13 protein-coding genes are annotated in these 13,478 nt (G+C 36.7%); 2 read left to right on the top strand and 11 right to left on the bottom strand.

Going from position 1 to position 13,478, the window contains the following annotated elements:
- Nucleotides 1-13 precede the first annotated feature (13 nt).
- The 9 genes from ACJZL1_RS02780 to ACJZL1_RS02820 form a co-directional block, all read right to left on the bottom strand.
- The gene (locus ACJZL1_RS02780; RefSeq protein WP_353283911.1) at nt 14-520 is read right to left on the bottom strand and encodes a phage major tail tube protein; all 507 of its coding nucleotides are present in this window, start codon (nt 518-520) and stop codon (nt 14-16) included.
- A gap of 49 nt (nt 521-569) precedes the next feature.
- The gene (locus tag ACJZL1_RS02785) at nt 570-1,742 is read right to left on the bottom strand and encodes a phage tail sheath subtilisin-like domain-containing protein (RefSeq protein WP_419247461.1); all 1,173 of its coding nucleotides are present in this window, start codon (nt 1,740-1,742) and stop codon (nt 570-572) included.
- 47 nt (nt 1,743-1,789) lie between these two features.
- Nucleotides 1,790-2,359, bottom strand: coding sequence for a hypothetical protein (locus tag ACJZL1_RS02790; protein ID WP_419247462.1), 570 nt, complete (start codon nt 2,357-2,359; stop codon nt 1,790-1,792).
- Between the two features lie 21 nt (nt 2,360-2,380).
- The gene (locus ACJZL1_RS02795) at nt 2,381-3,712 is read right to left on the bottom strand and encodes a hypothetical protein (RefSeq protein ID WP_419247463.1); all 1,332 of its coding nucleotides are present in this window, start codon (nt 3,710-3,712) and stop codon (nt 2,381-2,383) included.
- A complete protein-coding gene (locus ACJZL1_RS02800) occupies nt 3,709-3,897 on the bottom strand; it encodes a hypothetical protein (protein WP_419247464.1) in 189 nt (62 codons plus the stop codon). Before ACJZL1_RS02800 ends, ACJZL1_RS02795 begins: the two co-directional genes overlap by 4 nt.
- A 474-nt stretch (nt 3,898-4,371) precedes the next feature.
- Nucleotides 4,372-5,493 (bottom strand): ankyrin repeat domain-containing protein, encoded by a 1,122-nt coding sequence (locus tag ACJZL1_RS02805; RefSeq protein ID WP_419247465.1) that lies wholly within the window; start codon nt 5,491-5,493, stop codon nt 4,372-4,374.
- Nucleotides 5,494-5,552: 59 nt separating this feature from the next.
- Complete coding sequence (locus ACJZL1_RS02810) at nt 5,553-6,743, bottom strand: hypothetical protein (protein ID WP_419247466.1); 1,191 nt, start codon at nt 6,741-6,743, stop codon at nt 5,553-5,555.
- Nucleotides 6,744-6,748: 5 nt separating this feature from the next.
- A complete protein-coding gene (locus tag ACJZL1_RS02815) occupies nt 6,749-8,665 on the bottom strand; it encodes a DUF4815 domain-containing protein (protein WP_419247467.1) in 1,917 nt (638 codons plus the stop codon).
- A 15-nt stretch (nt 8,666-8,680) separates the two neighbouring features.
- Nucleotides 8,681-9,349: a hypothetical protein gene (locus ACJZL1_RS02820; protein WP_419247468.1), complete on the bottom strand. Its 669-nt coding sequence runs from the start codon at nt 9,347-9,349 to the stop codon at nt 8,681-8,683.
- A gap of 141 nt (nt 9,350-9,490) precedes the next feature.
- On the opposite strand from ACJZL1_RS02820, the gene ACJZL1_RS02825 reads away from it, so the two are divergent.
- Both ACJZL1_RS02825 and ACJZL1_RS02830 read left to right on the top strand, forming a co-directional pair.
- Nucleotides 9,491-10,702 (top strand): hypothetical protein, encoded by a 1,212-nt coding sequence (locus ACJZL1_RS02825; protein WP_341814804.1) that lies wholly within the window; start codon nt 9,491-9,493, stop codon nt 10,700-10,702.
- Nucleotides 10,647-11,756: a hypothetical protein gene (locus ACJZL1_RS02830; protein WP_353285062.1), complete on the top strand. Its 1,110-nt coding sequence runs from the start codon at nt 10,647-10,649 to the stop codon at nt 11,754-11,756. The genes ACJZL1_RS02825 and ACJZL1_RS02830 overlap by 56 nt, the downstream gene beginning before the upstream one ends.
- Here the strand turns inward: ACJZL1_RS02830 and ACJZL1_RS02835 are convergent.
- Nucleotides 11,734-12,993: an AAA family ATPase gene (locus tag ACJZL1_RS02835; protein WP_419247469.1), complete on the bottom strand. Its 1,260-nt coding sequence runs from the start codon at nt 12,991-12,993 to the stop codon at nt 11,734-11,736. The genes ACJZL1_RS02830 and ACJZL1_RS02835 overlap by 23 nt on opposite strands.
- Nucleotides 12,990-13,478 (bottom strand): hypothetical protein, encoded by a 489-nt coding sequence (locus ACJZL1_RS02840; RefSeq protein ID WP_419247470.1) that lies wholly within the window; start codon nt 13,476-13,478, stop codon nt 12,990-12,992. The genes ACJZL1_RS02835 and ACJZL1_RS02840 overlap by 4 nt, the downstream gene beginning before the upstream one ends.

The following is a 13,478-nucleotide window of genomic DNA, read 5'->3' on the forward strand; positions in this document are numbered from 1 at the left end:
TCCTATAAATAAATTAAATCCCTAAAATCGTTTGTAGCAAGGCCATTTGATCAACACCATTAATCTTGCGAATCATATTCTCAGCATCGATTTCGATAAGTTCTCTAGCACCGATAGTAAGTTTGTAATAATGCGCAGCTACTGTACACTTCAGCGTCGCTTTTTCAGCCGGTTTCCAACTGCCAAAATCAAATTCTCTGAATATGCCCCTAAGGTTGATAATTACTCCTTCAATATCATTACTTCCACTGCCTTGTAATCCGCCCCTTAGCGTCAAAGAAACCGAATTCCCATCTATGAGGCCAAATAGCCTAAAAAGCTCTGAATCATATTCGGCAAAAGTAAAATCAGCTTCAAGTTTCTCCATCCCCATATCAATATTTATTGGAATATCCATACCACCAGCTCTATATTCTTCAGTTTTTATGGTAAGTTTTGGCAAAGTTACTTCATCTATTTTTCCTGCATAACCTTTGCCATCTACGAATACGTTAAAATTCTTTAAGATTTTTGGCAGCATTTTTCTCCTCGTTTATTTGTTGAATTTTGTTTAGAAGGCAGGTTGCCTTTTAAAGTATTTGGTTGTTCACTAAATGAGATCTGAAAGTAATCTGTTCAGCCGGATATGGTGGTGTAAACTCAAAGTCAAAATACACTTTGCCGCTTGCAATATTTGCCGGTGTATTGAGCTCTGGCGTTGCATAACATTTTCCGCTGATAATCGCTCCTTGTGCTTTTAAACTTGCTAGGTAGGAATTAACACTCTCTATCACATCATCTATATAAGTTTTGGTAATGTTTCGATCAACTGCCCATAAGTGAGCCCGAAGTAGACTATCATTGATTAGATCTGCAGTACGCCTCACTGATAGAAAAGCCCATTTTGGATCATCTGAACATGTTCTGTTTCCCCAGAGCTTGTAGCCATTTTGGTGAATTATCGTTGTTACTTCATTTTCATTTAAGTAATTTGCTCTACAGCTTGTATCACCTAAGGTAAAATCAATAGCTCTGCTTGTTCCAACGATACCGTTTATCTCTTTATTTGAAGGCGAATGCCAAAATCCTTGTTCACTATCTACTTTAGCTATTAAACCGGCTACAAATGGACTTGGTGGTTTTTCCTTCCCTTCAAACACCTTCACCCAAGGATCAACTACGTAAACTCTTGAGCTGCCTACACTTTTTCTCCATTTTATTGCTTCTTCATCATTGGTATTTGGACCATCTGCTACTATTATTGCTCTTAGCTTTTCTGCTATAGGAATTAAAGCGCTGACCACTGGGTTTCCAGCATCTTCAGGCAATTGATGAGTAAACTGAGGTGCAATTAGTATTCTTGGGGCAACATGGACTATACTTTCACTGCTTAAGAATGCTTGAATGCCTTGATATTCCCCAGTTTCTTCATCAACTCCTCCAATAATATTTGCTGCTGTTTCTTCTTCTTTTAATTCTGGTTCACTGTTTTTGCTTTCTTCAACTCGAATAACTACTACTGTTGCACCAACCTGGGAAAATATTCCATTTACTGCAGAAGGCAGAGTTCCTCTTTTTCCAAGTTTTGCTGCCTCTTTTAAGCTTCCTGCTATTAATACTGGTTTATTCAGTGGAAACTTTTGCTCGTCAGCTTCCGGAGCAGTACCAATTACTCCTATTACTGATGATTTAGCTGTGCGTACTGTCCTTGCTCCAGAGGTAATCTCAATAACATTTACTCCATGTAAAAATTGTTCTGTCATATAATTGATTAAAGAATTTTGTTAAAAGTTTGCTATGTTAATAGCTGCTATAAATTTGCTAAAGAATTCTTCACTTGTTCTTTAAAGTCGTTAAGAAAACTCTGTAACTCTTCTCTATCTTTGATTTCCTTAATTTTCTTCTTAGCTAAGTCTTCAAGCTCTTCACATTTGATTATTGCTTTTACTGCTTTTTTTGCTTTTTCCTGAATTATTCTTGCCATTTCAATAACCGTAATATCACGGACTTTTGCTAATGGCTCTATAATTTCTTTATCCTTTTCATTTATAGATTCTGGTGCTGCTAAAACGTTCTCTGCGGCTTTTGCTTGTATTTCGTACGACTTAGACTTCTGATGAGAATATCCTGTGTATTCGTGAGTATAGTTATCATAATAAGCACGAAGACTAGAAAATGCAGAAAATTTCGCATTTTGCAATAATTCCAGCTCAATATCTTCTTTGCTCCTTTCAACAATTTTCCCTCCTTCAGTAAGACAATAACTTTTTTGCCAGTCAAAACTCTTTGGTGCTTCATACCAATCATTCCCAGTTGGCTTACTTTCAAGCTCCGTTACTTCAATTTGTTTGTTGTTCTCAAATCGTATGTAAATTGGCATAAATTTTTCTCCATAAGTTTTTTACATAGCTGTGTAGACGTCAAAAGTAACTTCACCTACTGATCCATTTGTTCCACTAACCTGAACACCTCGTAAAGCAATTCCAGAACTGACGCTTGTTTCACCGCTGTGCCTAGCAATATAAGCAAGCCTATTTCCTGTAAGTAATGAATTCACACTAAAATCCGTGTCATTATCATCTAGGCAGGAATTTGGAACATAAATTGTAGCACTATCTCTACCACTTTCCCTAGTGCTTGTTGCACCATCTCCCACTTTTATTCCAGTTTGTTTTCTAAATAGCTGTGAAGAAGCTTCTAAAGTGTTGACTACTATTGATCTTCGACTCTGAATATTAGCTTCGATTGCTCTGCACGCTGACTCTAACTTAATAATCGTATTTAATGCTATACCACTGCTCGCTATCGCATTTACAGCTGTTTCTGACTTAACAATCAAGTCTAATGCAGCACTGCTATTTGCTATCATCTTTATAGCTTGTGACGCAATAGATGGAGAACTCACTATCACTTGCATTGCTTCTCCTGATTTTGCCAATGCATAAATGGCAATTGTGTTGGCTATGATATTTAGTGCAACGTTACTTTTTATTAATGCCTGTATTGCTAGTGAACTCCCGACTAATTTATCTAATGTTGAAGAGTGGCCTGTTATATTCAGCACGGCATTTGCATTACTTAGCATTTTATTAAACTTTCTTTGATTATCAGTGTTACTCAGCCAAGTTTCTAGATTATTGTCGTTTATGGTTTTTAATAATATTTCTGGGTCACTAATAATTTCAAAAGTATTTTTTAATTGTTCATCTCGAGTTTTTATCTCATTTATCAGAGATGCTTTTAATTGTTCATCTCGAGTTTCTATTTCTCCTATAATTGATGAGCCAGTTGGTACATTATTTATGGATTCAAAATTGCTTACCAAACCCTTTAAATTATTTAGCTGATCTGCTCCAGTACTATTAATTTCTGCAATATTGGTATTTTTACGAGTATCAAGTAACGATATATGTGAGTCTGATGAGGTTTTTAAGGCATTTAAAGATTCAGTCTTAAGTGTGTTTATCTCAGTTAAAGAATTTGTTTTTGCTGTAGTTATTGCAGATAGTGAATTTGTCTTGTTGGTGTTTATATCATTCAAGTGCGATCTTGCAGCACTCAGAAGCTCATTTAACTTTCCATCTGTCATCTGCACAATTTCAGACACTGCACTCTTATCTACTATTGACTCCAATGCTTTAGCAAGATATGCCAATTGATCAGGTGTGCTACCTGCTGCTAAATCTTTGATCCTTTGGTTTAAAGCATCTATTACTTCTTTAGTAATGCTCATTTATTGCCCCAAAAATTCAAAAAAGTTTCAAAATTCAGTCGTTCAAATGCTTTTTGAAGATCATTTTCCCTCTCGCTCATATCCTCATCTATTTTTTCTATAGCTCTTCGAATACGTACTACATCTTCCACCGCAATGTTTTCTGGATGTGGCAGGGGATATCCCCATAAGTGTTGAAAGTGCAATCACACAAGGTGATTAATGGTATGTAAATCTCCTCTTGATATCAACCTTCGTTGTTGGGAAAGCAGATAAACCACGTCGAAAATTCGCTTAAACCTTCTAACCACAGGCAAAAAGGCGCTTTTTTAATTTATTTTATTACCATTGAAATTTATGCCGTTAACCACCTTATATAATGCCACTTATAGCACTTTCAACACTTATGGGGATATCCCCTTTTGGTTTGGTGCTTTGGCATTTCTCTTGGTTGTAAATTTTTAGCCTTGGGCCGCTTTTGATCTGAATTAGAACCCTCAAATTAGCATTTATGATGAAAATGACTATAAGCGGTAAGCACTCCAAGACTACTCACTAATTAAGTAAAATATAATATTTTCAATAGGTTAGCTATTTCAAACATAATCAGCTTTATCTAAAGCAGGTAATAAATTGCTATTTTTAAACTTGATCAAATTAATTACAAAAAGTTAAGATTTTTAATGTTGGGCTCCCAACTGACATTTATCCCAATATTCTGAATATTTTGCCCTTTCTTTTATAAACTCAGGTTTCTCTACAGAAGGATCGTTTTTAAGTGTCTGTCCAATAAGAGTGTTGACTGTTGGTTCAGGGTCAACTTTTTCATTAATAGAATCACACAATTCTCCACAACAAGCAATCCTTTCAAGTGTTGTTGCTCCATAATTATTTGTCTCATTAATGTTAGCACTGTACTCTAAAAGTAATTTGACAACTCTTTCACCACGTTGCAAAGCAGCCCTATGAAGTGGTGTATTGCCATTTTTATCTTTAGCATTTACATCAGCACCATGTTTCAAAAGAAGTTCTGCAGCTTCACATCCTTCTTCTGAAGCACTTTTCAGTCCACCGTTAACAACTACATGAAGTGGTGTTTCTCCTCTTTTATTTATAGCGTTAACATTAGCCTTTGCTTCTAACAGGAGCTTTATAGCTTCTACTTGTCCAGATCCAGCAGCTATATAAAGTGGCGTACCATTATCCCGATCTTCAATTTCAGTGTTAGCACCATAATCCAAAAGCATCTTGACAATCCTTAGGTACTTATTGATATGGCTGCTAGTAATAGCTTCATGTAGTGGCGTTTTCCTATGACCAGTATAATCGCTAGTTACAGCATTAACATCAGCACCCCTTTCTAACAATAGTTTTACAACTTCTTCTTTTCCAAGGCTGGAAGCATGATGAAGTGGTGTATTGCCATAGTAATCTTTACTGTTTATATTAGCATTACATTCTAAGAGTAACTCAGCAACTTCTTTGTTACCCTTAAATGCAGCCTGATGAAGTGGCGTATCCTTAAATACATCACCGCTTACAGCATTAACATTGGCACCTTCCTCAATTAACAACTTAGCAACTTCTACACAGTTCAGCATAGCAGCAAAATGAAGCAAAGTTATCTTATCACGGGTTGGTCCAACTATACTAAATTGTCCCATTGATTCGAATGTTTGGTTACTAATTCTAACGTAAGCAATATCAGGGTTTTTCTCTAAAATAGCTCTTATTGTGTTGACTTCCCCAATTTTTGGTCTACTTGCGATAATACTGATAGCTTTTTCAATATCCTTTTCCATACATCACCCACTACTTTATTAAAAGTATATATGCTGATAAGTTAAATTACAATAAACTTTTACGTCACAATAATTCTTAAATTCTTCACCTTTGGACGATAGACAACCGTTCCACTCAAGACTAATTTTACCCTCGTCTCATTTGCATTAAAGTTCGTCAGCACGTGGACTCTCTCTACCCAATTTTCTCCGATTGGTTTTCCCGCTGTTAAATCTACTAATTGCCATTCCCCTTCCACGCTTTTCTGCACATATGCTTTAACATCTGCAGTACCAGGTATCAATGCATCATAGGTAATTGTTATCTTAGTGTTGGATCCTGCTGTAATGCTCCTCGTGACATAATCTCCGGACGCTGAAATATTCCCCATAACTAGCTGCAACCCAGGGTAGAGAACTGGACTTTTTTCCCCCGATCCTTTGAGCGCTACTTTTACCGTTAATTCCCCACTTATTCTTGCGCGCAGTGCTAACGGCAGATTATCAGATAGAAAATTTTCTTCTCCTTTCTCATCTGTTAAGATAAATTCCACATTAGTATCAAAACCTACTTTTTCTATGTTGGTTAGAGCGATTAAGTCTGATGTATTATTTGCAGTAACTTTACCAAGATCAATAACGTGAGAACTTTCGGTAAATTTTGCTGCTAAAAGCCTAAAAGTTAGGTCTAAATTTTGATGCGGTGTCCACGTACTTGCATTGCTTGATGAGAGTAATACCCCTACTTGATAAGGTTGACTGGTTACCCAACGGCTGTTTACTGCATCGTATTTGCCAAGTTCTGCTACTTTGACCGCATTTTCCCCGTCATCGGTAAGTAAAACTATTGCATACTCTTGCCCTGCATGACAAAACACAGGTGACCAAGTTATACGTGTTGCTGTGCCATTGGTATTGATCTTGGTTGGCTCGATGGAATTTTCAGCGATAACTGTTTGCGAGGGCACTCCAACTGTTGTTTCACGAATCTGCACAACAACACGTCTTTTGCCGCTATTTGTAAACCATAAGTCTATACCTCCTATATGCCTACTTTCATCCAAGGTAAATGTCTGTGCTAAAGGATCAACACGTTTGCTGGAAAAAACTCTTCTTCGCTCTTCTATGGTAATAGTTTTTTTACCAGTATACGTTACTTCTCCGTAACTTCCCTTATCTCCGTAAAATTGCACTAATTTAGTACCGGCTGGAATATTTGCTGGGATTTTTATTTTTCCACTTACTCGCCCTTGATTATTAGCTGTTAACATCTTTTTTACGCTGTAGGTTGAATGCTGATTCCATCGAATTTTATTTCTTTAAGTTTCTCACCAACCGAAAAACCTTCGATCTCAAAATCTTGTACTGCTTCTCTCATAAATTCAGCTTCATACGTACTACTTGACAGAAGCTCTGTTGTTTCTCTAGTATTAAATTCTCTTGTCACTGGACTTGACCAATTGGTCTTTATCTCGGTCCAGTGATCGATGTTTTTGTTCATGGTAACTTTTGCCGGTACTGGATCGAAAGCTTGATAAGGATTAATCTTTTCACTTTTAGTCTGTAAAAGCTGTTCCAATACCGGCTCAAGTTCATACGGCAATAAATAAGGTTCTTTGCCTCTTTCAACATCAATAATTTCCACGTCTATCGGTAAAATTAGTTCCTTATTTACTATTGCTGCAGATTGTCCTATTCCCTGATCACGCATATCATCATCAAAGAAGGGATCGACAAATACTCCTTTTTTGGCTGTCGGATCCCTTGAATTTGCATCATTACGCAGACGTTCTTCGGCAACTAGCGCATAAAGATCATTTATTCCTTTTTTCATTGCTTCCAATTCGTTCATCGGTACAGCATGGATAGCATTATTCACTATCTTTATTTTCCCCTCTTCCCCTTTTTTCCACGTCTGATGAATATAGCAAAGCAGCAATTGTCCGCTAGGGGCTTTAGGCATTGATGGTCGCCATGGATGAGCAATTCCCTTTATTCTCCTTACCACTCCTTTTGCATCTAGAGTGATTAAATCAAAGCGGGGCATTTTCCAGGTGTAATCAACTGAAACTAAACTGCCATCCACTGCTCCTCTTATTTTACACCCTTGTTCATCCACATCTTCAGGGCTCACATGAGTGCGACAACGATAGGTTATCAGGTAGCTGCTTCCTGGCGCTGGCTCTTTGCCGGGTAATGACCAATCAACATTTCCTCCACTGAGCTTGTAATCTGCACTATTTTCATAGATGACATCACCTTGCTTAACTTGAATAATCTCCTGAACTGCAGAGTCAGGTATCGGATCAACAACTCCAGAGTATGAACCATGAGTAACGGTAATTGTCTTCTGAACAGTTATATCTATCCTTTTTATCTCACTAACCGGAAAATCATGAACTTTAAGCTCCATTACTCTTTGGTTATTTGGCTGAAAGGTGTGAAATTCTGATTTAACTGTTTTTATGTCTGGATCTTCATCAAAATAAACACGAATACCGTGGGATAATTCAATTTCGTAGCCATCAACACGAGCTTTACCACCATTAACCACAAATACTTGTTTGCCTTCTCCGTCTCTCTGTAAAAACATTACTTCTAAGCCATTTACGACGTAGGAACCATTTGCCTCCTTGTCATAACGAGCAAGTGCAGTGGTTACTATGTTTGCTTGTGGTGGCAGTGAATGTTCTATTAATACTCCATTTTCAATATTGTAAATTGGATAAAATTCCCCATTTGCAGAGTTAACAGTAACACTCTCTGCTTGATAACCCCAAATGGTGGAAACTTTAAGTCTTGCTGCCCCTACTTCTTGATAATTACGCGTACCAACTGCAGGATCACGAAGATTTTCATCCTCAAGTTCTGTAATGGTTGATTCTACATAATAAACACCTATACGAACTATAGTATTAAGTGGAATAGTAAATTTTTCTTTTTCGACTTTTCTAACTGCTCCACGAAGATAGATTTTTCCTGCTTCAAGTGTAACTTTTTCCCCGTCTATGATACAATCGCTTCCCGTTATAACGTCACCATCGCGGAATATCGCATCACCTATGCCTTTGAGCCTCAAAAGAGCATAATCTTGAATCTCATTTAATTCTGCTGACTGCAAACCTCTTCCTGCTAGGAATAAACTTTTCTCGTATTCTTTGTCAGAGCGATTATAATAGCTATTTAACGTCATCTTTTTCCCCTTTTGCTAAAATGTAACCACAAAGGCAAAGGTTTCACGGGTTGCTGCAGTTCTGATAAGTGGTACCGTGTGTTCTAAAACTAACAAAATTCCCGGGTCTTCTATATCTTGTGGTTCAAAATATCTCTGTCCTGGCGCCTTTACCCTTGTACCAACCATAACCCCTAGTTCCCTTATTACTTGATTTGCTGCATCCGTGAAATCGAAAGTAAATTTAAGGTACAAGTTATTGGTTGGTACGTCGGAAGATTTAAACCTCCCAGAAGGGGTCAAAAGTTCACCGTTTTCATCACCTGTGCAGAAAAGAGCCTCATCAGCGGTACGTCTACCAAGTTCATTGAGCAGTTTTTCAGACGTAATGGACTCTGGTGGTGTATTTTGAGTATACTCTACAGTAACTGCATTATTTGCCGTGATAGAGCTATTTTCTGTGCGCTGAATGACGCCTCTATCAACTATATAGTCAATACTTGACTGATACACTGTTTGTCCTGTAAAAACCCTTACATCTTTAATAGTGTGGTGATCTAGGGCTATTTCACCCTCAACAAAAACTTTTTCGACCTGATGGCTACTCCCAGAGTTTCCATCACCACTGCCCCAAGCAAGATGTATCGGTTGCTCTTTTATGCTTGCTGCTATTGCTGCTCTTCCTGTTTGCGTTAGGATTGACATGTTTTCTACTCCCCCTATTTAAGATATACATTTTTTGTAGAAATTTGTTCAGGCTATTTTGAAAAATATTTTTATTGAAGTTTTTTTGTTGATTAATTTTTTACTTATGTAAAATATAGCTCATTATATTATACACATTATATGGTTGATCTTTATCCCAGCAGAGATTTCTGGGAGAGTGATTTAGAGATGCCAATAGATCATTGGTTACCTAGCTTTCAAAATGAGAAAATACGTAAAAATTGGCTTTCTTCCCTCTCAGGTAGACAATTAAATGTCATTTTTCTGCAACTTTTTAAGCATAACGATGATATTCCAATTCAACAAAAACGTGCCATTCTCACGGATTGTTCAGATTCTTTGCTCAACTATTATCTACTTAGTTGTTTTAACTATTCTAAATTTCAGTCTGCTGTTGTTGAAGTAGCAAAATCCACCTTGGACAAAGCGCTCATTGCTCAGTTTTTATGTAAGAGCAATAAATATGATAAAAAGTCCTTGATCTTTGTTATGTTTCATCATAATCCAGAGTTAATCAAGTATGTTTACCATTTTGACAGAGTACAAAAGAGAGGGTTTTCTCCCTTTATTCTACAAAATTCCCCTAGACAGATGAAAACTCCTTTTAAAAACTTTTTATCAAAGCAAATTGTTCACGAACTACTGCAAAAATATGATGCTGCAAAAAATGATGGCTTTGAAACTCAACTACAATGTTTTTTCTATCATCATGATCGTATATACGTGTTTATACGTCGTGCTAGCGATAAGGACTTACTCTTTAATTCAAACCGTATTATCCATGGATATAGACCAGATCGGATTATTCTCGATTTTTCTCTACATGGTAATCAATTAAATCTTTCTGCCAAAAACTCTGATGAAAGTCTAAAAATAGCAAATAGTATCTTAAGTCGTTACTTTCAACGTGAATGCTTATTTATCGATATGCAAGACCAAAATTGTACACTTCTTGTTGCAGCATTCTTAAAGTCTTCCATAGAAGGGGCTGACCCTCATATTTGCCCTTTTGAAATAAGGTTCCGTTCAACTCAGCTCAAGAAAGATACATACTTAGTTGTAGCCACTAATCCATTTAACTCACTTGCTCGCGAATTACAGATGTTAAAATTAACACAAGATAATTCTGTTGTTGAGTCCATTCGCGTTTTGTTTCAGAATAAAAAAGTAACTTTATTTTTTAAAAGAAATCAGCATTATACCATTATTTATTACTCAGAGCATGTACTCAATAAAAAAGAGCGTGAAGATTTCAAGTCATTAATGAAGGAGAACTATGGACTTACAATCCTACCAAAAGCAAACTATTGCAGATGTTCTGGAATCCAATGAACCCTGTATTGACCCGAGCAAAGCTTACTTGAAAACTGCAATCTATTTATCTAGTCTTGGCTTTATTAAGCTAAAAGCAGTTGATTTTGTTATTTGTTCTCGTAAAGAGGATCATTTGGATTGGCCTCACGTATTTGATCCAGATTGCACTAATGAAATTCCTATTAGTCCAGACTTTGATGAAGAATGTGATGACATGCTTTGTGAAGATTGTTGTCGCTACATTCTACCCAATACTCATCAAAAGCAACGATTTCACCTACTATCAACCAATCTTAACCTAGAAAAAATTGCACATTGGTTTGAGAGTCTATTGAACAACTCAAAGTTCATCTGGCAAAAAGCAGCAGAAGGAGTTTATCACATAAGTAGCCAAGGCAGTATTGTTAGCATAATCATTCTTGATCTTTGCTCTGATGCAGTATATTTAACCATAGATAAGCTTAGAATCCAGCCCACTGTTTTAATTACCGTAAGAGAGAATATACCGGACTTGCCAATTGTTTTGCCCATCGTAAAAATGTCTGATCTTTTTTGTGAGAATAGGAGTTTACGTGAAATACTTCTTGAAGTAGCTATACCAGAATTAATTGCTAATGTCTCTACACAAATTTTCCCTGTTATTTCATTAAAACAAGTTAAACCTAAATCACCAAAGAAAACTCTACAACTTGGGTTCTCACATGGTGCGGTCTACGTAAATGACATTGAAGTAGTAAATAAAAGAGCTATATTGTGTATTAGTATCTTTCGCGTTTTACTCAAACAATTTCTCGATGATTTTGAAAATGGTATACCATTAAAACATCATGTACCTCTTAGCACCGAAAAAATAGCAGACAGTTTAATTTTTCATTCAGAAATTACAGATTTAGAACAACAAATAAGATATCCTCTGAATAAAATGCAAAGACAAATAAAAGAAAAACTGGCTAACCAATCAGGATTGAGCATCGAACGTGATGATGTTATTCAAACCATTGGTTGGCCAGAATTAATTTGTAAGGAACATGGTTATCGCCTTAATCCCTTCACACTTGTGTTGACAAAGTAATCAAGCTAACCTTAGAAGCTTTCCAACATCCGTTAGCTCTGCTAATGAATTTTGCTGGTATAGGTTTTCTGTTCCCAAGCTCATACACTACCTGCAGAATATTTTTGCTTCTACTGGGTTGAAACATTACTATACCAGACGTATAGAAACTTCTGAGTGCATTAGCTCCAACCAGAGCCTGAAATGGATTTTTTTCCAGTGTAGCTGTGGATACTTTCTTAGTGTGATGGGTCATGATTATTCCAATGCCGATAGAGCGTAATTTTTCAATCCCACTACGTAAAAGAGAAAGTGGCATCAGATGCGTCGTAAGAGAGTCTATTGCAATAAGATCAACCATCTTTGTACCAAAGTCTTTCACGATGATGTCTTTGATCCTCTCCACTCCTTCATCATTCAACGTTATTTTTGCTTCTGAAGCAATAACCAAGTTTTCTTTCATTAAATCTATAAGCTTTTGGTCGATTTTGAGTTGCTGTAAGCGCCTTCTCATGTCGTCATATCCCATTTCGTCCTGTAGATAGAGTATCCTAAGCGGTTTTGTAGGTGTCATCTTAAGAAATGATACTCCTGCTGCCATATGTGCTAATAAAGAAAGCAGAAAACTACTTTTTCCAACCTTTGGAGTACCACCTATAACTAAAAGCCCACCTGGTGTTAGAATTCTTGGGCCTATGACATCTTTCGGCATTGGAGATTGGTCGCTTAAATACTGTCCTACAGAAAACGCCTTTTCCCCTTTTTTTATTGCCCCCTTTGCTTCTTTATTTTGTAATTTCTCAGTATTTTTAGTATTTAACCACTCCTTGGCAGAATCTATATTACCTTTAATTAAAGTCCAAAGATCAATAATGTCACCACTAGTCCCTGTGGTAAAATTACGCCAATTACCGGCTTTTTTACCTACTATTTTAACCATAATGGTATCTCCATTTAAGCTGCCAACATAAGTCTTCTCCTGATGAAATTTACCATCTGGAATTAGATAAGACACACATTCCTTAATATTATCAATTAATGACACCTTTATTTCCTTTCTAGACATAAAACCTCCATAACCTAACAACATGTTTTTCATACGTTTAGAGCTGAGATTAGCTAGCTCACAAACAGTTTCAAAAGACTCCGAATTGAACCATTCAATTGCTTCTTTCTTTAGCTCTGCATTTTTTCCTGCTGCATCTTTGATAGCTCTCTTAATGACAGCAATCCAGAGCTTCTCCTCGTCGTACTTCAAAACGGTACCCAATCATTTTCAGTATTTTCTGAAGTAATAACTGTAGCAATCTTGTTCTTTTCTCCATACCGATCAGCTTCAATACCTACCTTTGCTCTGAATTCTAACCCGTTTAAATCTGCAATAGAGTTCAGCTTACGAGCAAGAGTTGCCTTTTCTGAATTATCATGTGGATGAATATTGCGTGCTGACTCCAAAATGCTTCGAATCATAGAACGACCCATTTCTCCCCAGACATCTTCTCTTTCAACGTTTGCTTTGCCGCTTTTTATCCCAATTGCTTGATAAATCTTTTGCCTTGCATATGGCCCTTCAATGACGGTAAATTCTGCGTTTAAATAGATACTACCAGTAGTGGGACTTTTAGTGAGCCAGCATTCATAACCCCCAGGTTTAATGGCCATTTTTACTTTTGCAGTTGTACCTTTAGGTATTAAATTACTTTGCGACTTTGCAGTGTTAAAATCAGTTAAATCCTGTAACAT

The organism is Wolbachia endosymbiont of Rhagoletis indifferens (genome assembly GCF_048537595.1).
In the GTDB taxonomy this organism is placed as follows: domain Bacteria; phylum Pseudomonadota; class Alphaproteobacteria; order Rickettsiales; family Anaplasmataceae; genus Wolbachia.

Bases quoted from the DNA above. Each gene is read 5' to 3' on its own strand.
- ACJZL1_RS02780 (WP_353283911.1), bottom strand. From the start codon at position 520: ATGCTGCCAAAAATCTTAAAGAATTTTAACGTATTCGTAGATGGCAAA.
- ACJZL1_RS02785 (WP_419247461.1), bottom strand. From the start codon at position 1,742: ATGACAGAACAATTTTTACATGGAGTAAATGTTATTGAGATTACCTCT.
- ACJZL1_RS02790 (WP_419247462.1), bottom strand. From the start codon at position 2,359: ATGCCAATTTACATACGATTTGAGAACAACAAACAAATTGAAGTAACG.
- ACJZL1_RS02795 (WP_419247463.1), bottom strand. From the start codon at position 3,712: ATGAGCATTACTAAAGAAGTAATAGATGCTTTAAACCAAAGGATCAAA.
- ACJZL1_RS02805 (WP_419247465.1), bottom strand. From the start codon at position 5,493: ATGGAAAAGGATATTGAAAAAGCTATCAGTATTATCGCAAGTAGACCA.
- ACJZL1_RS02810 (WP_419247466.1), bottom strand. From the start codon at position 6,743: ATGTTAACAGCTAATAATCAAGGGCGAGTAAGTGGAAAAATAAAAATC.
- ACJZL1_RS02815 (WP_419247467.1), bottom strand. From the start codon at position 8,665: ATGACGTTAAATAGCTATTATAATCGCTCTGACAAAGAATACGAGAAA.
- ACJZL1_RS02820 (WP_419247468.1), bottom strand. From the start codon at position 9,349: ATGTCAATCCTAACGCAAACAGGAAGAGCAGCAATAGCAGCAAGCATA.
- ACJZL1_RS02825 (WP_341814804.1), top strand. From the start codon at position 9,491: ATGGTTGATCTTTATCCCAGCAGAGATTTCTGGGAGAGTGATTTAGAG.
- ACJZL1_RS02830 (WP_353285062.1), top strand. From the start codon at position 10,647: ATGGACTTACAATCCTACCAAAAGCAAACTATTGCAGATGTTCTGGAA.
- ACJZL1_RS02840 (WP_419247470.1), bottom strand. From the start codon at position 13,478: ATGTTACAGGATTTAACTGATTTTAACACTGCAAAGTCGCAAAGTAAT.